This is a genomic window from Rhizobium mesosinicum (assembly GCF_019511345.1).
Taxonomy (GTDB): domain Bacteria; phylum Pseudomonadota; class Alphaproteobacteria; order Rhizobiales; family Rhizobiaceae; genus Rhizobium; species Rhizobium mesosinicum.
The window spans coordinates 112,656-130,253 of record NZ_JAEUAK010000008.1 but is presented as its reverse complement, the minus strand read 5'-3'; the positions used below and the strand labels follow the sequence as shown (position 1 = coordinate 130,253).

Here is a 17,598-nt window from a genome sequence, read left to right as displayed (position 1 = left end):
ATGGTCATTGCAGTTTCTCCTCCATTTTAGGAGCGCAGCAGGCCGCGACCTCAGCCGCAGGCGCGCAGATGTCAGGATGACCGGCGCAGCAATCCTCCATCAGGAACCGCACCAGCCCGGCCAGCTTATCGTAATTGGCGCTGTAGATGATCGAGCGCGCCTCCCGCTGCTGGCTGATGAGGCCGGCCCGGTCGAGTTCCTTCAGATGGAAGGAAACATTCGACGGCGACACGTCGAGCTTTTCCGCAATGGTCCCCGCCGCCATGCCATCCGGTCCGGCCACGACGAGCATGCGGACGATCTGCAAGCGGGTTTCCTGCGATAACGCGCCAAATGACGAGAGGGCTTGACGTTCGTCCATATTTCAACAATCCTTGAATTATTGAAACGAGGAGTACCGCAAATGAACGCGATCGACAAGACCTTCTCTCACGATATCAACCTGGGAATGCTGCTCGACACGCTGGCAGGCACTCCGGATCTGCCTTTGGTATTCCACTATGACGGGCGGCCGGTGAAGCCGGGCTATCATGTGACCGAGGTGAAGGCCGGGCAATTCTCCGCATTGGACTGCGGCGCCAATCCGGAAACCTGGACGGAGATTTTCGTGCAGCTCTGGGATATCGAGGAAGGCAATCGCACGCATATGCCGGCCGGCAAGTTTGCCGCCATTATCCGCAAGGTTTCCGAGCATGTGCAGCTCAGCGGCTCGGCCAGGCTGACTTTCGAAGTCAGCGACGGCGTGCAGCCGATGCAGCTCCATTGCGCCGCCGTCCCCACCCTCGGCGACGGCGCCGTGAATGTGGAGCTCTCACCCCGCCCCGCAAGCTGCAAGCCGCGCGACCGGTGGCTGGCGGAACAAGCACAGTCGACCTCCTGCTGCGCTCCGACCAGCGCCGCCAGGTGCTGCGGCTGAACGACTGCCGTCGGCCTTAAACGTCATGTCGGCTGCAGCGATAGATCCGTGCGGGAAAATCGCAGATTCCAGCTTTTGCCCCTTGCAATCCGCCCGGCCACGCATCATATCGCGGCTTCACCTGAAAACGGACTTGCGCTTGGTATCGACGTTGGTCGAGCCGCGTTCGAGCTCCACAGGCAAGGGCGCTCCCCGCAAGGGTCGAGCGCCCTTTTGATTCCCGCCGGTTTCAGGCGTAAGCCGTGCCCGCCACGGCAGCTTTCACACCCACGCTTCCCTGATCGACGAGCGCGAGAAAGGCGGCTTTCGCCTTGTCCGTATCCCGCTCCTGCCGAAATATGCGATGCGCCTCGATGAAGGCGACGCTCCAGCTTGCAAGCAGCATGGCGGCAGCGAGTTTCGCCTTGGAATCGTCTGCGTCCTGCCCGGCACTTTCGGCAAGGGCCACCGCCAGTTCTCCCGCGATCTCGTCCCGGATCGCCCGCGCCCTCGCCTTCAGAGTCTCGCTGTTTTCCACCGTCTCGATGAAGCTCTGGCTCGCCGTGGAAAAGAGCAAATAGGGCGTCTGCTGCCTGACGAGCTGATGCGCGAGCAGGCGTAATGTCTCGATGGGAGAAACACTGCTGTCGCGCTGCCGCAGGGCTTGGCGCAAGGTCTCACGCGCTTCCTCGTCGCGATCGAAGAACATGTCTTCCTTGCGCGGGAAATGGTTGAACACCGTCATGCGTCCGACATCGGCAGCGGCCGCAATTTCATCGACCGTCACATTCTCGAAGCCCCGCTCGAAAAACAAGCGGTCGGCGGCAAGCGAGATGGCACGCCGCGTGGCAAGGCGCTTGCGGGATCTCCGGTCGGAAGGTGCTTCGTCTGATGGCGTCGTCATGGTGCTCTCCATAGCAGTGTTTATGTACTGAGTACATCATTGTTGACAGGCGCAGCTTCGGCATCCTATACCTGTACTCAGTATATGTTTATATGCAGTATACAAAACCAACTCGACGTGAGCCGGCCGGCATGCCAGCCCGCCACGAGCGGCTGGACTTTGCCTGCATCCGTCGAAAGGAAATTCCATGAAAGCCGTTCAGTTCAGCCGTTACGGCGGCCCCGATGTCCTCGAAATCGTTGAGATCGATCCCCCACATCCTGGCCCCGGCGAGGTGCGCATCGCGGTACGCGCCGCCGGCGTCAACCCTTCGGACTGGAAGCGCCGCGAAGGCCGATATCGCAAATTCGAGGAGATACGTTTCCCCGCAGGCGTCGGCGTCGAAGCCTCCGGCATCGTTGATGAGGTCGGCCCAGGTGTATCAAGCACTTTCGTCGGCGATGCCGTCTTCGGCTATGGCGAGGGCATGATGGCCGAACATGCCGTCTTGACGCATTGGGTCCACAAACCCGACGACCTGCCCTTCGAGATCGCCGGCGCCCTTCCCGTCATATCGGAGACGGCATGGCGCGGCCTGGACGAACTCAGCGTAAGATCCGGCCAGACGCTGCTCGTCAGCGGTGCCGCCGGCGGCATCGGCTCGGCCGTTATCCAGCTTGCGAGGGTCAGGGGCACCACCGTCATCGGCACCGCGAGCCCGCAGAAGCACGACTATCTCAGGGAACTTGGCGCCATCCCGACGACCTACGGACCCGGCCTCACTGACCGGGTGCGGCAGCTTGCGCCCGATGGTATCGACGCAGCCATCGATGTCGCCGGCTCCGGCATCATCCCCGAACTGATCGCCATCGTGGGCGATGCCGCGCACGTCCTCTCCGTTGCCGATTTCTCGGCCGAGGAATATGGCGCAAAATTCTCTCGCGGCCCTCCGAAAGATCCCGAACGGGTGCTGGCCGACGTGGCCCGGCTCCATTCCAAGGGCCTCTTTCGCCTGCACATCGAGCAAAGCTTTCCGCTGGAGAAGACGGCCGAAGCGCAGATCGTCAGCGCAGCCGGCCACGTCACCGGCAAACTCATCATTTCCCCATGAGCTCCCCAATGAACAAGTCCGGCACGAACAAACCGCTCCTCGTCATCTTTGCCGCCATCTGCCTCGATGCCGTCGGCATAGGGCTGATCTTCCCCATTCTGCCCCGGCTCCTTCAGGACGTGATGCAGACGCGGGACATCGCCTTCGATGTCGGCCTCATGACGGCACTCTATGCCGCCATGCAGTTCGTCTTCTCGCCCGTGCTCGGCGCGCTCAGCGACACGATCGGCCGGCGCCCCGTGCTGCTGATCTCGCTTGCCGGCGCCGCGGTCAATTACGTCATCATGGCCTTTGCGCCGTCCCTCCTTCTGCTTCTGACCGGTCGCGCCATCGCCGGCCTCACCAGCGCCAATATGTCGGTCGCAGCGGCCTACATTACTGATATTTCGCCGGCCGATCAGCGCGCCCGCCGCTTCGGCCTCACCAACGCCATGTTCGGCGCCGGCTTCATCATCGGCCCCGTCCTCGGCGGCTTGCTCGGCGACTATTGGCTGCGCCTGCCCTTCATCGCCGCCGCAGCGCTGAACGCCTGCAATCTGCTGCTCGCTCTCTTCGTTCTGCCGGAGTCCCGCCTACCCGAATCCCGCACGCCCTCGTGCCGGAAGATCGACCTCACTGCGCTGAACCCGCTGCGGCCGCTGAAACGGACCGCTTCGATGAAAGGCCTGCCGCCCATCGTATCCGTCTATTTCGTCTTCAGCGCCGCCGGCGAATCCTACGGCACCTGCTGGGCGCTCTGGGGCTTCGATACGTTCGGCTGGAACGGTGTCTCAATCGGCCTGTCGCTCGGCGCCTTCGGCATCTGCCAGACAGTCTGCCAAGCCTTCCTGCCGGGGCCGGCGACACGCCTGCTCGGCGAGCGCTGGTCGGTCATCACAGGCATCGCCGCCGCCGTGATCGCCCTGACAGTCATGGCTTTCGCAAATCAGGGCTGGATGATCTTCGCTATCATGCCGATCTTCACCCTCGTCGGTATCGGCAACCCCGCGTTCCAGGCGCTCGCCACAAGAAAAGTCGAGCCCGACCGGCAGGGCGAGTTGCAGGGCGTGCTTGCCTCCACCGTCAGCCTCGCCTCCATCATCGCGCCGCTTGCCTTCTCATCCCTCTATTTCGTCACGCGGGAGAACTGGCCGGGTGGAATCTGGCTCTCGGTGATTGCGCTTTATGCGATCGCGGTGCCGCTGGTTCTTCTGAGCACGCGAGAGGCTCGCCCCGTGCAAACTGCACAGGCATAGGGCAAAGCCCGCTTCTCTCTCTTCCCGTCACATATCCTTCACCGTCCCCGGTTAGGCAGGCGGAAATCCGGAGAGTGCCCATGGACTCGATCACCCAGCCAAACCGCCCCAAGATCGCCGAAACCGTCATTCATCCGACAGCGAGCCTCCGGGATTCCAGCATCGGCAAATGCTGCGAGATTCTGGAGAATACCTCCCTGCACACGGTCGAACTCGGGGATTTTTCCTATCTCGGGCAGCGCTGCATCGCCGGGAATGCGACGATCGGGAAATTCTGCGCTATTGCCGCAGAGGTCAGGATGGGCGCTCCCAATCACCCGATGGACCGTCCGTCCATGCACCGCTTCACCTATTGCCCGGAATATTATTCGGCCGACGCCGTGCGCGACCACGCCTTCTTCGCAGAGCGAAAAGCCGATCGCGCCATCATCGGCAATGATGTGTGGATCGGCCACGGCGTCGTGGTGCTTCCGGGTGTCAGGGTCGGGGATGGCGCCGTGCTTGCGGCCGGCGCCGTCGTCACCAAGGATGTCGCCCCCTATACGATCGTTGGCGGCGTTCCTGCCAAATTCATTCGTGAGCGGTTCTCGCGGCCCGTCGCTGAAAAACTTGCCGCCATCGGCTGGTGGGACTGGCCCTTCGAGACGATCATGGAGCGGCTTACCGATTTTCAATCCAGCGACATCGAGGCCTTCTGCGAGCGCTGGGCTTAGATTGTTTATCGAGAAAGACAGGCGGATCATGAGCGACGAAAGACAAGAGCATAATGCAGCCTGCCACTGCGGCAGCGTTAAATTCCGGGTTCGGTTGGCGGACGAATTCAATACGATCCGCCGCTGCAACTGTTCCTACTGCCGCATGCGCGGCGCCATCGCCGTCTCGGCACAGCTCTCGGATATCGAATTTGATAAGGGCGAAGACAATCTGACGCTTTATCAATTCAATACCGGCACGGCGAAGCACTATTTCTGCAAGACCTGCGGCATCTATACCCATCATCAGCGTCGCTCGAATCCGAACCAGTTCGGCATCAATGTCGCCTGCATCGAGGGCGTCAGCCCCTTCGATTTTCCGGAGGTTCAGGTCATGGATGGCGTCTCCCATCCCTCGGATTCCGGCTCCGGACCCAAGGTCGCCGGGATCCTTCGGTTCGAGCCGACAACTTGAGCCCATGCCGACGAGGGCTGCAGCACGGGACGTCCCGAGCCCCTATCGATCCATATCGCTCTCTCTGACTTTCCGCCGGTTAAGATGGCGGCCCCCTTCGCACACCCCTGCGCTGAGCGATACATGGCGGATCTTCGCCAGCGTCGCGCCAAGCGGCAAAACCTGAAATGGCAAGGCTGCGCGCGCTCATTGCCCATGCGCCTCATGACCGGCCTGACCGGCATCACCGGCCTCGCCCGCCATCATGACGGTACCCTCGAAGCTCGCAAACAGCGCGAGAACCTTGGGATCAAGCTTGCTTTCGGCCTCGGCCAGATCGGCCGCAAGCGCCTTCGCATCACCAATGGAGAGCCCTGCCTTCTCCAGCGCCGCGGCTTGCCTGATACCATCGCCGCTGCACAGAAAAACATTCCAGCCGTGATGCCCCTTTTTCAGCAATGCGCGACCGCCCCGCCCATCCTGCTGCCAGCCGGCAATCGCCCAGTCCTTCTCCACGACCACAGGCAGGATTGTCAGCGGCTTGTCCGGCCGCTCGAACATGGTCTTCAGCGTCTCGGGGATCGCCTCTTCGGGTGGCGGTCCGGACATGTCCATGCCTTCCTTGCCAGGCATATTCATCGCCCCATGGCCCCTGCCGCCGTGGTCCATGCCGCCATGGTCCATGCCACTGGCCCCACCGATATCGTCCAGCGGCCCGGCGATCTTGCCGACGGCGAAATAGGCCGTGATCTCACCCGCCTTCTCGAAGCTCAGCACCACCCGGATCCTCTCGCCCTGTTTAAAGGGCTTCTCCACATCCTGAAACATCAGGTGGTGATTCGGCGCAAGCGTCACGGTCTGCCCGGCCGGGATAGTAAGCCCACCCTTCAGCTCGCGCATGGTCATGATGCTATTGTCCATGCTCTTCTGGTGCAGCTGCACGGTTTTCGCGCGATCCGAACTTGCGGCAATCAGCCGGTCCGGCTCGCTGCCGCTATTGGTGATAACAAGATAACCGTCGCCGACCCTGGCGCCCGCCACCATGGAATGTGAGGCCGCAAGGTCGATGCGGATCGTGTCCTGCGCCACCGCAGCCGTCGCGATCAGCAGACCCACGAAGAGAGAAAATATCGTCTTCATCATTCCCTCCTCAGGCAAAGGCGCGCTTCAACGGCGGCACGAAGCGGATCACGACCTGGTCGAAGGCGATCATCAGCAGGATCGCGAGCCCGCTCATCGGAAAGGCGAAGGCGAAGACGAGCACGACGATCCAAAGCCCCAGATAGACGGAGCGCTGCGGTGGCATGGGGGGCACTCCGAGCCGGCCAGTCGGCCTTCTCTTCCACCACATGACGATGCCGGTGACGCAGGAGAGGATGATGGCAAGGCACGTCGCCAGCATCAGCAGCTGATTGAAGAGCCCGAATTCCTGACCCTGGTGCACATTGATGCCCCATTCTATCGCCCGGCCGAGGAAAGGATATTGCCCGAAGGAGAGATCGACGAGCGGCTTGCCGGAATATTGATCGATGTGAACCGTGCGCTCGTTGGTGAGATCGTCAGGATAGACCGCTGCGGTATAGACACCCGTCTCGCTGCCGGGAATGGCAAGATCGAAGCCCGGCGCCATGCCGAGACCCCGCGCAATCTCCACCGCCTTGTCGAGGCCAACGGGCTTCTTCGACTGCGCCGCCGCAATCTCCGACAGCGGCACCGGCGCCTTCTCGACGATCCAGCCGGCCTTCGGCAGAATGTCCTCCGTCACCTTCTGCGATTTCGGCACGGCATCCCAGAGCTGCACCGGGTAGCCGAGATTGTGGCTCGTCAGCCACGCATTGACATTGGCGCCCCAATAGCCCGACCAAGGCATGCCGGTCATCGCCATGAAGAAGATCAGGATGCCGGCGAAGGCACCGGTCACCGCATGCAGATCACGCCAGAAGACCCGTCGCGAAGGTGTTCCCCGAACGGTTACCACCCCACCCGCCTGCCGCCGCGGCCACCAGAGATAGATGCCGGTTACGACCAGCACCATGGCGAAACCGCCCGTGATCTCGATCAGCTTGTTGGGCAAGCCGCCGAACAGCGCAAGGCTGTGGATGCGCTTGACGACATAGTTGAACTCCTCGGTGGAGCCGACCGTATCGAGCACTTTGCCGTCATAGGGATTGACGAAGACCAGCGTCTGGCCGGCATCCGAAGACACGGTCACGATCGCTGACCGATCGAGACCGGCCGGGTCCTTGTAGGAGCTCGCCACAGAGCCCGGAACGGCAGCCGCCGCGATATCGGCAATCTTCTGTGGCGACAGCGCCTCGCCGGCCGGCTCGACGATGTAACGATAGGCAAAGACCGTATCGTTGATCTCGTCCTTGAAGAGATAAAGCGAGCCGGTAACGGCGAGATTGAGCAGAAAGGGAATGGTGAGCAGGCCGGCAAAGAAGTGCCAGCGCCAGATGGCGCGATAGAGCGAAACGCCCGGTACGGCGTTCTCTGCCGCCTCAGTGGCAGTGGTGACAGACATGGAAGTGGATCCGAATCCTCGGCCGGCGGCTTGAATGCGGCCCGGCCATGATTGCAAGACGCATCACGGCCTTGGCCGCAATGCGGGTTCAGGCAAGGATCGGATCGGCAGGCGGGGCGCGCGGCCCGGTATTCGGCGGGAAAAGCTGGCGATGGAAGGTCTCGACGCGGGGCGGCAATTCCACCGCAACCGTAAAGCCGATGCGCGCACCGGTGACATCGGCAGGCTGCGGCAGCATGACGGCGGCACTGATACGGCAAGCCTCGCACGGGTTGAGATGCGCGATCTTGCCATGCTCCTTGCCGCTATCGTCGACAACGGTAACGCAGAGCGTCGGCAGCGTGCCGTCGGGCAGCACATATTGGGCGAGAGCCGCAGGGCTTAGAGCATCTTCGGCGACGGCCGGACCCTGATGCGCGAGGCCGACGAAGACGAGCGCGATGGTGCACAGAATGCGCACCAGCCATTGCTCGATTCTATCAAGACGAAGTTGCATGTTCCCGGCGCCTCAAGGCCCCTGCCTCAGCATCGAATCCGTGATAGCGGCATCCGCGGGAAAGCTCAAGAGCCCGTCCTGATGCTGTTCGGCGGCGCATCACCCGGCATTCCATCGGCAATCAGGGGGCGCTCTTGCGAATCGCATAAGTATGTGCTTATGTGTCTACATGATGGAACATGATATTTTTCGCGCTCTCGCCGACCCGACCCGCCGCACGATCTTCGAGAAGCTGGCGAATGGCAGCATGAATGCCAGCGCCTTGCGCCAGGGCATGGATATCAGCCAGCCTGCCATGTCCCAGCATCTCGCCGTGCTGCGTTCGGCGCGGCTGGTGCGCGAACAGAGAGAGGGCCGTTTCGTGAATTACGAGGTCGATCCGGATGGGCTGACCCTCATCGCAGAATGGCTGGCGAAATACCGCGCCTACTGGCCGGCTCGCATCGACGCTCTCAAGCTCTTGCTGAAGGATATGGACCAATGAACGAGGTGAAGGCTCAAGCGCAGGTCGGGCAACAGCAAACCGGTTTCGAACAGAGATACGAGCTGGATGCGCCGCCGGAAAAGGTCTGGCGTGCGATCAGCATCGCCGAATTTCGCGAGAGGTGGCTGCCGAAGGAAGCGCTTGCCGATCCGCAGTCGCTCTCCGAGACACCAGGCAAGGAGGTTCGCTACAGATTGCGCGACGGCAGCCCGCCCTACCTGGAAAGCATCGTCACCTTCGTGATCTCGGCGAATGCATCGGGCGGAACCAGCCTGCGGATCATCCACGAGCTGACCGATGCCACTTTCGAGCGCCTCACGAGATCCGTCGCCAACAGCAATAGCCCGACCCTGATGCTCGCCGCCTGACGCGGCAAGCCTCACCGCCACAGTCCCAAACGATTGGAGTTCGCCGATGCGCGAAGCGATGCAACTCGTCCCCATGGTCGTCGAACAATCCTCGAGAGGGGAACGGTCCTTCGACATCTATTCCCGTCTCCTGCGTGAGCGGATCATCTTTCTGAACGGCGAGATCAACGATACGGTCTCCGCCCTCGTCTGCGCCCAGCTTCTGTTCCTCGAAGCCGAAAATCCCAAGAAGCCGATCAATCTCTACATCAACTCGCCGGGCGGCGTCGTCACCAGCGGTTTTGCCATGTACGACACGATGCGCTTCATCCGCGCGCCGGTGCACACGCTCTGCATGGGAACGGCGCGCTCGATGGGCTCTTTTCTGCTGATGGCGGGCCAGCCGGGAGAGCGGTATGCCCTTCCTAATGCCAGCATCCTCATCCACCAGCCCCTCGGCGGCTTCCAGGGCCAGGCGTCCGACATGCTGATCCATGCCGAGGAAATCCGGAAGACGAAGCAGCTCATGACACGGCTCTACGCCGAACATTGCGGCCGTACCTATGACGAATTCGAGCAGGCCATGGATCGCGATCGCTTCATGACGGCGCAGGAAGCCCTCGAATGGGGCCTCATCGACCGCATCCTGGAGGATCGCGAAGAATTGGAGGAGGCGGAGCCGCAATAGTCATCGGCAGCACCTGTCGTCTCCACGGGCAAGAACGGTTCACATGCGATGCGAGAGCTCGTCCCGATGCCGTTCGTAGGCGTGCTTTGCCTCGGCCAGCGCCTCATCGAGATTGTGCGACCGGCCGGCCAGCGGCGCATCCCCCAGCGTGCCGTCGCCGATCAGCAGGCGCCACCCCCAGGGTTTCGCCCTCGACAGGCTCTCGCCGTCACTGGCGACGGTCCCGATATATCGGCCTTCGACGGTCAGATGAAAAACATTCGGCTCGCCCGACGGCACAAGCGCGAAATTCGCGGCTTCGTGATCTCCTATCATGGCACTGCTCCAACTGATGATCAGCGATCCGAACCGCCTCGCCGCGCCATTGTTCTCGAAAACACATTACCCGAAAACACGTCACAGTGCGGCGACGAGCGCGCCGATTGTGATGACGGCAGCCACGAGTACGATAAGGCCGACATAGATCGACAGATATTTGACCTGGTATTTCGTTGCCGGCGTCATGGCGCAGCCTCCAGGGGCGTCCCGTCCTCGTCGGGGTCGGGTGACGGCCCGTCATCGCCTTGCTTGTCGGGCATCGGCTCCTTGACGGGCGGAGCGGGTTTCCCCGGCGGCGGAACGGGGGCCGACGGATGAGGTTCGGGCGCCAGGATCCTGATCGCTGTAACAGGACTTGTCATGGTCTCGTCCTCCGGCTCGCATGAAGGCTTGCATGATGAGCCCAACGAGGCCGGGCCTGCAATGTTCCAGAGGCGAAGTTTTTTCCGGCCTCCGGGAAGCTTGGCGTCGTCATCAGGTTTGGAAACCACTTCGAAAGGAGAAGGCCAGGCAGCACGCATCTTGCGGGCCTCCTCACCCCTGCCTTAGATAGGTGAACAACAGCCAGCAGTCCGTATCCATTCCTGAAAGCAGATCAGAGATGAAACGCCACGATTTCGATGATCTCGCCGCCTTCGTCATCGTTGCCGAAGAGCGCAGCTTCACCAAAGCCGCTGCCCGCCTTGGCATGTCCTCCTCAGGCCTCAGCCACATGATGCGGCAGCTGGAGGAACGGCTCGGCATGCGGCTTCTCGCCCGCACCACCCGCAGCGTCGCCACCACGGAGGCGGGTGAACGCCTGCTTCTCACCCTCCAGCCCGCCTTCGCCGAAATCAGCCGCGGCCTGCAGGAGCTCGGCAAGCTCAGGGAAAAACCCGCCGGCACCGTGCGGATCACCGCAGGCAAACATGCCGCCGCCGCGCTCGTCATGCCGATCCTGCCGCAGTTCCATCGCACCTACCCGGATATCCGCGTGGAGCTCATCGTCGGCGACCGTTTCGAGGATATCGTCGCCTCGCGCTTCGATGCCGGCATTCGCTTCGGCGAGCGCGTCGACAGGGATATGATCGGGCTCCGCATCGGGCCGGATATCCGCGCGGCCGTCGTCGGCTCGCCCGATTATTTCGCCCGCTATCCGGCACCGAAGACCCCGCGCGATCTCGCCGACCACGACTGTATCACCTACTACATGGCTTCGCTGGCGGGGCCCTATGCCTGGGAGTTCGAGGAGGATGGCCGCGATATCGAGGTGAAGGTGTCAGGCAGCTTCATGGTCAATGATTCCGACATGATGATCGAGGCCGCCCTTTCAGGCTCCGGCCTCGTCTATGTCTTCGAAGATTTCGCTGAGCAGCATATCGCAAGCGGCCGGCTGGTCCGCGTGCTGGAAGATTACTGCAAGCCCTTCTCCGGCTATTCCCTCTATTATCCGAGCCGGCGACAGATGCCGCCGGCCCTTTCGGTCTTCATCGAGGCGCTGCGCGCCATCCCGAAAAGACCGGCCGCTCAAGCCGCCTGAGCCGCCGGCATCGTCGCCATGTCGATGACGAAACGATAGCGCACGTCGCCGCGCTCCAGCCGCTCGAACGCCTTGGCAATATCCTGCACGGCGATCATCTCGCATTCCGGCAGAATGTTCTTGCGGCCGCAGAAATCCAGCATTTCCTGCGTCTGCCTGATGCCGCCGCTCGGCGTACCGGCAATGCGCCGGCGGCCGCGGAGGATCAGCAGGTTATTGAACTTCGGCGTATCGACCAGCGAGCCCGCGATGACGAGCGTGCCGTCAGCATCGAGCAGGTTGAGATAGGGGCTGAGGTCGTGCTCGTAAGGCACCGTATCGATGATCACGTCAAAGGCGAATGCGGCAGCCTCAATCGCGGCGACATCGGTCGATAGCAGCACCTTGTCGGCGCCGAGCGCGTGCGCCGTGCCGACCTTGCCTTCCGAGCGCGTCAGCACCGTCACTTCAGCCCCGAGTGCGGAGGCGAATTTCACAGCCAGATGCCCAAGGCCGCCAAGCCCGATCACACCCACCCGGCTGCCGGTGCCGACATTCCAGGTGCGCAGCGGTGAATATGTGGTGATGCCGGCGCAGAGCAGCGGTCCGACGCGCGACAGATCGAGCCCGTCTGGCACCCGCAGCACGAATTCCTCACGCACGACGATATGATCGGAATAGCCGCCATAGGTGGTCTCGCCGGTCACCCGGTCCTGGCCGTTATAGGTGGTAGTGGCGCGCTTGTAGCACATCTGCTCTTCATGACGCCGGCACTGGGCGCATTCCCGGCAGCTGTCGACGATCGTGCCGACGGCAACGTTGTCACCCACCTTGAAGCGCGAAACATTGCTGCCGACGGCAGACACGCGCCCGACGATCTCATGCCCCGGCACGAGCGGATAGTTGGAAAATCCCCAGTCGTTGCGGGCCATGTGCAGGTCCGTATGACAGACCCCGCAATAGAGAATATCGATCGCCACGTCTTCGGGGCGCAATTCCCGGCAATCGAAGGAGAAAGGTTGCAACGGCGTGTTCGCATCGGTTGCGGCAAATCCGGATGTTCTCAATGGCTTATCCCCTCGAAAGGCTGCTGAAAGCTGATGGGCAGCGAAAGCTGCGCAAAAGGGGATATAGCGTCCGTGGATTATCCGAATTAGACGAGGCCGGCGGGATAGGCTTGTGAACTGGGCTCAGTAATCGCTTATCGATTCCTAGTCCTATATCGCTATCCGGTCGTCATGAGCAGCCAGCCCGACATCAAACAAGGCCGGCGCCCCAATTTCTCAAAAATCCGACAGCCGGGGCTGGACAAGGCAAATGTAACTTTATAACAACAGCCCTGTAATGTTATTACATTAAGGGGAGATTTCATGTATCGGGACCTTTTCGCCGTCTTCGCAGTCGCCACCGCGCTCGCATCCACCGCCTTGCCATCGGCTTCCTGCGCCGAGGAGGAACAGCAGGAAAGCTGGCGGCTTTTCGTGGCCGATCACAGCCTGCCGGTCGTCCACGCCATCGACCTTGCGAGCGGCAGACAGATCGGTCGCTTCGATCTCGAGGGTTATGCCGCCCTGTCGCTGAGCGAGACCGGGCGCACGGTCTTCGCCGTCCAGGGCGAAGAGAATGTCGTTCATGCCATCGATACCGGCATTGCCCTTTCCGATCATGGGGAGCATCGCGATATCGAGGTGACGCCGCCGAAGCTGGTCGGCGCGACGATAAAGGGCGAGAAGCCGGGCCATGTGGTCACGCATGGCGATGACGTGGCGATCTTCTATGATCGCACCCACCGCTTCGATCTCTTGAAGGAAAGCAGCCTGCTGCAGGAGAAGCCGGAGCCGAAGGCTATCGATACCGTCGCCGCCCACCATGGCGTCGCAGTGCCGATGGGCAATCATCTGCTGGTCTCCGTGCCGAACATGCAAGCCGCGGTCAAGGAGGGCGAGCTGCCGCCGCGCCTTGGCCTGCGGGTGCTTGATCGTAATGGCCGGCAGATCGGCGATGTCGCGCCCTGCACCGGCCTGCATGGCGAGGCGACCTCTGCCCGCCTCGTCGCCTTCGGTTGTGAGGAAGGCGTGCTCGTGGCCCGTCCTGGCGGCGCGGACGGCCCCAAACTCGAAATGCTCGCTTATGGCGCGTCGCTGCCGCAAGGCAAGGTCTCCACTCTGCTCGGCGGCCGCTCCATGCAGTTTTTCCTCGGCAATTACGGGGAGGACAAGGTGGTGCTGATTGACCCCGACAGCACCGAGGCGCCCTACCGCGTTATCGATCTTCCGACACGGCGCGTCGATTTTGTGCTCGATCCGGCAAAGTTCCAGAACGCCTATATCCTCACCGAAGATGGCAGGCTGCATCTGCTCGATACCGTAAAGGGCGAGATCGCCAGATCGGAAACCGTCACGGAACCCTACAGCAAGGACGGCCATTGGCGCGACCCGCGTCCTCGGCTCGCCGTGGCCGGCGATGATATCGTCATCACCGATCCCCGCCGCAGCCTGATCCGCCTTGTCAGCAGCGAAACGCTGAAGCAATCGCGCGCGATCCCCGTCGACGGTCAGCCCTTCGGGCTTGTCGCCGCCGGCGGCTCGGGCGCCCGCCACTAAGCGGCTTCGGACCCGACACACTTCGCATTCCGGCGCTTGACGTCGCCCCTGGCGGCGTCATAGACCGGGGCGACGGTTTCCCGAAGAGAACTCCGAGGGGAATAATAGGGAACACGGTGAGGACGACCCAAGAGGGACCGAGACCGTGGCTGCCCCCGCAACTGTAAGCGGATTGTCGATCTCGGGGTTGATCGCGACAGCGATCATGCCCCCGGCCTCAGGGCCTTGCCACTGCGATTTCGCGGGAAGGCAGATGACCGGCACATATTCGCGAGCCAGGAGACCTGCCGTCGACACGATCCAATCAAGCCGGGCGGGGATGCCCGGACAAGGAGCAGACATGATTGACGCTACCCCTCTCCACCTGCCGCCATCCATCCGTCTCGATTGGAAGATCCGCCGCTAGCCGGCCTTCGTTCGCGCATTCGCGCGCCGGAGTCCGCCGGCCCTTTTCCTTTTGATCGAGAGTTTCCCATGCGACGGCTTCTGAAGAGCTTTTCCCTCGCGCTCGGGCTGGCCGGCTTTGCTGCGCCCGCATTTGCCGCCACCCAATATCCACTCACCCTCACCAATTGCGGTCAGCAGGTCACCTTTGAAAAGGCGCCGGCCAAGATCGTTTCGATCGGCCAGGGCATGACCGAAGTGCTGTTCTCGCTCGGCCTTGCCGACAAGATCGCCGGCGCCGCCGTCTGGGTCGGCCCGGTCCTGCCGCAATATGCCGAAGCCAACAGCAGGATCAGACGACTCGCCGACAATGACCCGAGCTTCGAATCCGTCGTCGGCGCGGAGCCCGATCTTGTGGCTGCCGAATTCGAATGGCATGTCGGCACCCAGGGGTCCGTCGGCAAGCGCGAACAGTTCAAGGATCTCGGCATCAACACCTATGTCGCGCCGGCCGATTGCGTCGCCAAGACCAACACCGATGGCGGCGATGGCGTGCGCAGGGAGCTGTTCACGATGGACCTGATCTATCAGGAAATCACTGAACTCTCCGAGATCTTCGACGTGAAAGACCGCGGCGATGCGCTGATTGCCGAGCTGAAAAAGCGCGAGGCCGATGCCGTTGCCTCCGTCGCCGGTGCAGCGGCCAAGAACCTGCCTGTCGTCTTCTGGTTCTCCAGCAAGGAGGTCAAGGGTGATGCCTTCATCGCCGGCAAAAACAGCGCGCCGGCCTATATCCTGAAAATGCTCGGCGCAAAGAACGTCGTGACGACTGAAGAGGAATGGCCGCTCGTCGGCTGGGAAACCATTACGCAGGCCAATCCTTCCGTCATCGTCATCGCCACCATGGACCGCCGCCGCTATGCCGCCGACGATCCCAAGGTGAAGGTGGATTTCCTGGAGAATGATCCGGTCACGAGGGAGTTGGATGCTGTGAGAAGCAAGCGCTTCATCATCATGGACGCGCAGTCGATGAACCCGACGATCCGCACGATCGACGGCATCGAAACGCTGGCAAAGGGCATCAAGTCCTTCGGTCTGGCGCAGTGAGCCAGACGCTTTCGCCACACAGGACATGGTGGGCGTTCGCCGCGCTCACCATCGCCGCCGTCATCCTGCTCGGCCTGATGGTCAGCCTTGCCGTGTCGATCGGCGAGATCACCATTCCGCTCGCCACTACGGCAAAGGCGGTCTCCAACCGGCTGTTCGGCACGGCGTTCGAGCTCAGCCGCATCCATCAGGGCATCGTCTGGGATTACCGCCTCAGCCGCGCGCTGGTGGCGGCAAGCGCCGGTGCGTCGCTGGCGCTTTGCGGCGCGATCCTGCAGGCGCTGCTGCGCAACCCGCTTGCCGAACCCTATGTGCTCGGCATCTCCGCCGGCGCGTCGACGGGGGCCGTCTGCGTCATGATATCAGGGCTCGGTTACGGTATACTCGGCTTGTCGAGCGGCGCCTTCATCGGCGCGGTCGCCGCCTTCCTGCTGGTCGGCATGCTGGCCGCCGGTGCCGGCGGCACCAGCGAGCGCATCATTCTCTGCGGCGTGGCGGGCTCGCAGCTCTTCAACGCGCTGACCTCCTATATCGTCACCACCTCGGCCAATGCCGAACAGGCCCGCGGCGTGCTGTTCTGGCTCTTAGGATCGCTGAGCGGCGTGCGCTGGCCGGATGTCTATCTCTCCGTGCCGGTGGCCGTGATCGGCTTCATCCTCTGCCTGGCCCATGTGCGTGCACTCGATGCCTTCGCCTTCGGCACGGATGCCGCAGCCGCGCTTGGAGTCCCCGTGCGCCGGGTGCAGTTCACCCTGCTTGCCGTCACAGCGGCGATGACCGCCAGTGTCGTCAGCATGGTCGGCTCCATCGGCTTCGTCGGTCTCGTCATTCCCCATGCCGCCCGCTTCCTCGTCGGGCCGGCGCATGGCCGCCTGCTGCCGGCGACCGCGCTTGGCGGCGCGCTCTTCATGGTCGGCGCCGATATCATCTCGCGCATCATCATTCCGCAGCAGATCCTGCCGATCGGCGTCGTCACCGCGCTCTTCGGCGCGCCGGCCTTCGCCATCATCCTCTATCGCGTGCGGAGAAGCGCATGAGTATCACCGTAGACCAGGTCACCTATGCCGCCGGCAATACCGTCATCGTCAATGGCGTCAGCATATCCGTCGAAAAAGGCAAGGTGCTCGGCCTACTCGGGCCAAACGGCTCCGGCAAATCCAGTCTGCTTCGCCTGATCTGCCGGCTGCGGCAGGTCAGATCCGGCATCATCCGCCTCGGCGACGACGATGTCTCCGGCCTTTCGCGCGCTGCCCTTGCCCGCCGCATCGCCTTTGTCGAACAGCAGTCGACGACGGATACGCAGATCACCGTGCGCGATGTCGTGCGCCTTGGCCGCACGCCACATCGCGGCCTCCTCTCCTCCTGGGGCTCCGATGACGATGCGGCTGTCGAGGAAGCGCTTGCCCGCGTCGACATGGCCGAGCGCGCCCGGCAGCTCTGGCAGACGTTGTCGGGCGGCGAGCGCCAGCGCGTGCATATCGCTAGGGCGCTGGCCCAGAGCCCGAGCGAATTGCTGCTCGACGAGCCGACCAACCACCTCGATATCCAGCATCAGCTTGATATCCTGGCGCTGGTCGCCAAACTCGGACTCACCTCGATCATCGCTCTCCACGATCTCAATCTGGCGGCGATGTTCTGCGATCACCTGGTGGTGCTGCAGAAGGGCGAGGTCGCGGCATCAGGCACGCCTGAGGAAGTGCTGACCGAAGATCTGATCGCCCGTGTCTTCGGCGTGCGCGCCCATATCGAAAGATCGGCCGTGCATGGCCGCACGCATATCCAGTACCGGGTGAGTTGATCCGCGAGAACGGGGTGATGCGCTAGCGCGATCGGCGTCCCGGTCGCCTTGTCCGTTCGTTGTGCCAGTCGTCTTACAACG

Annotated in this window: 21 protein-coding genes and 1 riboswitch; of the genes, 13 read left to right on the top strand and 8 right to left on the bottom strand. The window is 62.5% G+C overall.

Going from position 1 to position 17,598, the window contains the following annotated elements:
• Positions 1–4 precede the first annotated feature (4 nt).
• A complete protein-coding gene (locus JNB85_RS20625) occupies positions 5–361 on the bottom strand; it encodes an ArsR/SmtB family transcription factor (RefSeq protein ID WP_220336161.1) in 357 nt (118 codons plus the stop codon).
• Positions 362–403: 42 nt separating this feature from the next.
• Here JNB85_RS20625 and JNB85_RS20620 point away from each other — a divergent pair, with 42 nt between their 5' ends.
• Positions 404–916 (top strand): DUF6428 family protein, encoded by a 513-nt coding sequence (locus tag JNB85_RS20620; RefSeq protein ID WP_220336160.1) that lies wholly within the window; start codon positions 404–406, stop codon positions 914–916.
• A gap of 229 nt (positions 917–1,145) precedes the next feature.
• Here JNB85_RS20620 and JNB85_RS20615 read toward each other — a convergent pair whose 3' ends face one another.
• A complete protein-coding gene (locus JNB85_RS20615) occupies positions 1,146–1,799 on the bottom strand; it encodes a TetR/AcrR family transcriptional regulator (protein ID WP_220336159.1) in 654 nt (217 codons plus the stop codon).
• 187 nt (positions 1,800–1,986) lie between these two features.
• On the opposite strand from JNB85_RS20615, the gene JNB85_RS20610 reads away from it, so the two are divergent.
• The 4 genes from JNB85_RS20610 to JNB85_RS20595 all read left to right on the top strand — a co-directional run bounded on the left by JNB85_RS20610 (position 1,987) and on the right by JNB85_RS20595 (position 5,291).
• Positions 1,987–2,889 (top strand): NADP-dependent oxidoreductase, encoded by a 903-nt coding sequence (locus tag JNB85_RS20610; protein WP_220336158.1) that lies wholly within the window; start codon positions 1,987–1,989, stop codon positions 2,887–2,889.
• A gap of 8 nt (positions 2,890–2,897) precedes the next feature.
• Complete coding sequence (locus JNB85_RS20605; RefSeq protein ID WP_220336157.1) at positions 2,898–4,124, top strand: TCR/Tet family MFS transporter; 1,227 nt, start codon at positions 2,898–2,900, stop codon at positions 4,122–4,124.
• Positions 4,125–4,204: 80 nt separating this feature from the next.
• Positions 4,205–4,837, top strand: a complete 633-nt coding sequence (locus JNB85_RS20600) for a DapH/DapD/GlmU-related protein (RefSeq protein WP_220336156.1) — start codon at positions 4,205–4,207, stop codon at positions 4,835–4,837.
• A 28-nt stretch (positions 4,838–4,865) separates the two neighbouring features.
• Positions 4,866–5,291, top strand: a complete 426-nt coding sequence (locus JNB85_RS20595) for a GFA family protein (protein WP_220336155.1) — start codon at positions 4,866–4,868, stop codon at positions 5,289–5,291.
• Between the two features lie 186 nt (positions 5,292–5,477).
• Here the strand turns inward: JNB85_RS20595 and JNB85_RS20590 are convergent, their stop codons facing one another.
• The 3 genes from JNB85_RS20590 to JNB85_RS20580 all read right to left on the bottom strand — a co-directional run bounded on the left by JNB85_RS20590 (position 5,478) and on the right by JNB85_RS20580 (position 8,290).
• Positions 5,478–6,410, bottom strand: coding sequence for a copper uptake system-associated protein (locus tag JNB85_RS20590; RefSeq protein ID WP_220336154.1), 933 nt, complete (start codon positions 6,408–6,410; stop codon positions 5,478–5,480).
• A 10-nt stretch (positions 6,411–6,420) separates the two neighbouring features.
• Positions 6,421–7,794, bottom strand: coding sequence for a PepSY-associated TM helix domain-containing protein (locus tag JNB85_RS20585; RefSeq protein WP_220336153.1), 1,374 nt, complete (start codon positions 7,792–7,794; stop codon positions 6,421–6,423).
• 88 nt (positions 7,795–7,882) lie between these two features.
• Positions 7,883–8,290: a hypothetical protein gene (locus JNB85_RS20580; protein WP_220336152.1), complete on the bottom strand. Its 408-nt coding sequence runs from the start codon at positions 8,288–8,290 to the stop codon at positions 7,883–7,885.
• Positions 8,291–8,441: 151 nt separating this feature from the next.
• Here JNB85_RS20580 and JNB85_RS20575 point away from each other — a divergent pair, with 151 nt between their 5' ends.
• From JNB85_RS20575 to JNB85_RS20565, 3 genes are read left to right on the top strand one after another with little or no spacing between them, the layout of a single operon-like run.
• Complete coding sequence (locus tag JNB85_RS20575) at positions 8,442–8,774, top strand: ArsR/SmtB family transcription factor (RefSeq protein WP_220336151.1); 333 nt, start codon at positions 8,442–8,444, stop codon at positions 8,772–8,774.
• Positions 8,771–9,142, top strand: coding sequence for an SRPBCC family protein (locus JNB85_RS20570; RefSeq protein WP_220336150.1), 372 nt, complete (start codon positions 8,771–8,773; stop codon positions 9,140–9,142). The genes JNB85_RS20575 and JNB85_RS20570 overlap by 4 nt, the downstream gene beginning before the upstream one ends.
• Before the next feature lie 46 nt (positions 9,143–9,188).
• Positions 9,189–9,809 carry an ATP-dependent Clp protease proteolytic subunit gene (locus JNB85_RS20565; protein WP_220336149.1) on the top strand — a complete coding sequence of 207 codons (621 nt, stop codon included), beginning with the start codon at positions 9,189–9,191 and terminating at the stop codon, positions 9,807–9,809.
• 39 nt (positions 9,810–9,848) lie between these two features.
• On the opposite strand, the gene JNB85_RS20560 is transcribed toward JNB85_RS20565, so the two are convergent.
• A complete protein-coding gene (locus tag JNB85_RS20560) occupies positions 9,849–10,124 on the bottom strand; it encodes a hypothetical protein (RefSeq protein WP_220336148.1) in 276 nt (91 codons plus the stop codon).
• Between the two features lie 185 nt (positions 10,125–10,309).
• Entirely contained in the window at positions 10,310–10,489 is a 180-nt protein-coding gene (locus tag JNB85_RS20555) for a hypothetical protein (protein WP_220336147.1), read from the bottom strand.
• Positions 10,490–10,728: 239 nt separating this feature from the next.
• Between JNB85_RS20555 and JNB85_RS20550 the strand changes: the two genes are divergently transcribed.
• A complete protein-coding gene (locus tag JNB85_RS20550) occupies positions 10,729–11,646 on the top strand; it encodes a LysR family transcriptional regulator (protein ID WP_220336146.1) in 918 nt (305 codons plus the stop codon).
• On the opposite strand, the gene JNB85_RS20545 is transcribed toward JNB85_RS20550, so the two are convergent.
• A complete protein-coding gene (locus JNB85_RS20545) occupies positions 11,634–12,692 on the bottom strand; it encodes an NAD(P)-dependent alcohol dehydrogenase (protein ID WP_220336145.1) in 1,059 nt (352 codons plus the stop codon). The genes JNB85_RS20550 and JNB85_RS20545 overlap by 13 nt on opposite strands.
• A gap of 303 nt (positions 12,693–12,995) precedes the next feature.
• Between JNB85_RS20545 and JNB85_RS20540 the strand changes: the two genes are divergently transcribed.
• From JNB85_RS20540 to JNB85_RS20525, 4 genes are all read left to right on the top strand, one after another.
• Positions 12,996–14,228 (top strand): metallochaperone AztD, encoded by a 1,233-nt coding sequence (locus JNB85_RS20540; RefSeq protein ID WP_220336144.1) that lies wholly within the window; start codon positions 12,996–12,998, stop codon positions 14,226–14,228.
• 56 nt (positions 14,229–14,284) lie between these two features.
• Positions 14,285–14,534: riboswitch (cobalamin riboswitch) on the top strand.
• Positions 14,535–14,702: 168 nt separating this feature from the next.
• Positions 14,703–15,719, top strand: a complete 1,017-nt coding sequence (locus JNB85_RS20535) for an ABC transporter substrate-binding protein (RefSeq protein ID WP_220336143.1) — start codon at positions 14,703–14,705, stop codon at positions 15,717–15,719.
• Complete coding sequence (locus JNB85_RS20530) at positions 15,716–16,756, top strand: FecCD family ABC transporter permease (protein ID WP_220336142.1); 1,041 nt, start codon at positions 15,716–15,718, stop codon at positions 16,754–16,756. Before JNB85_RS20535 ends, JNB85_RS20530 begins: the two co-directional genes overlap by 4 nt.
• Positions 16,753–17,517, top strand: a complete 765-nt coding sequence (locus JNB85_RS20525) for an ABC transporter ATP-binding protein (RefSeq protein ID WP_220336141.1) — start codon at positions 16,753–16,755, stop codon at positions 17,515–17,517. Before JNB85_RS20530 ends, JNB85_RS20525 begins: the two co-directional genes overlap by 4 nt.
• Positions 17,518–17,598: the final 81 nt, after the last annotated feature.

Excerpts from the sequence above, each read along its gene's own strand:
- JNB85_RS20620 (WP_220336160.1), top strand. The coding sequence starts at position 404 with ATGAACGCGATCGACAAGACCTTCTCTCACGATATCAACCTGGGAATG.
- JNB85_RS20590 (WP_220336154.1), bottom strand. The coding sequence starts at position 6,410 with ATGAAGACGATATTTTCTCTCTTCGTGGGTCTGCTGATCGCGACGGCT.
- JNB85_RS20525 (WP_220336141.1), top strand. The coding sequence starts at position 16,753 with ATGAGTATCACCGTAGACCAGGTCACCTATGCCGCCGGCAATACCGTC.
- JNB85_RS20540 (WP_220336144.1), top strand. The coding sequence starts at position 12,996 with ATGTATCGGGACCTTTTCGCCGTCTTCGCAGTCGCCACCGCGCTCGCA.
- JNB85_RS20555 (WP_220336147.1), bottom strand. The coding sequence starts at position 10,489 with ATGACAAGTCCTGTTACAGCGATCAGGATCCTGGCGCCCGAACCTCAT.
- JNB85_RS20570 (WP_220336150.1), top strand. The coding sequence starts at position 8,771 with ATGAACGAGGTGAAGGCTCAAGCGCAGGTCGGGCAACAGCAAACCGGT.
- JNB85_RS20605 (WP_220336157.1), top strand. The coding sequence starts at position 2,898 with ATGAACAAGTCCGGCACGAACAAACCGCTCCTCGTCATCTTTGCCGCC.
- JNB85_RS20565 (WP_220336149.1), top strand. The coding sequence starts at position 9,189 with ATGCGCGAAGCGATGCAACTCGTCCCCATGGTCGTCGAACAATCCTCG.
- JNB85_RS20550 (WP_220336146.1), top strand. The coding sequence starts at position 10,729 with ATGAAACGCCACGATTTCGATGATCTCGCCGCCTTCGTCATCGTTGCC.
- JNB85_RS20600 (WP_220336156.1), top strand. The coding sequence starts at position 4,205 with ATGGACTCGATCACCCAGCCAAACCGCCCCAAGATCGCCGAAACCGTC.
- JNB85_RS20580 (WP_220336152.1), bottom strand. The coding sequence starts at position 8,290 with ATGCAACTTCGTCTTGATAGAATCGAGCAATGGCTGGTGCGCATTCTG.
- JNB85_RS20575 (WP_220336151.1), top strand. The coding sequence starts at position 8,442 with ATGTGCTTATGTGTCTACATGATGGAACATGATATTTTTCGCGCTCTC.
- JNB85_RS20610 (WP_220336158.1), top strand. The coding sequence starts at position 1,987 with ATGAAAGCCGTTCAGTTCAGCCGTTACGGCGGCCCCGATGTCCTCGAA.
- JNB85_RS20585 (WP_220336153.1), bottom strand. The coding sequence starts at position 7,794 with ATGTCTGTCACCACTGCCACTGAGGCGGCAGAGAACGCCGTACCGGGC.
- JNB85_RS20625 (WP_220336161.1), bottom strand. The coding sequence starts at position 361 with ATGGACGAACGTCAAGCCCTCTCGTCATTTGGCGCGTTATCGCAGGAA.
- JNB85_RS20595 (WP_220336155.1), top strand. The coding sequence starts at position 4,866 with ATGAGCGACGAAAGACAAGAGCATAATGCAGCCTGCCACTGCGGCAGC.
- JNB85_RS20535 (WP_220336143.1), top strand. The coding sequence starts at position 14,703 with ATGCGACGGCTTCTGAAGAGCTTTTCCCTCGCGCTCGGGCTGGCCGGC.
- JNB85_RS20615 (WP_220336159.1), bottom strand. The coding sequence starts at position 1,799 with ATGACGACGCCATCAGACGAAGCACCTTCCGACCGGAGATCCCGCAAG.
- JNB85_RS20560 (WP_220336148.1), bottom strand. The coding sequence starts at position 10,124 with ATGATAGGAGATCACGAAGCCGCGAATTTCGCGCTTGTGCCGTCGGGC.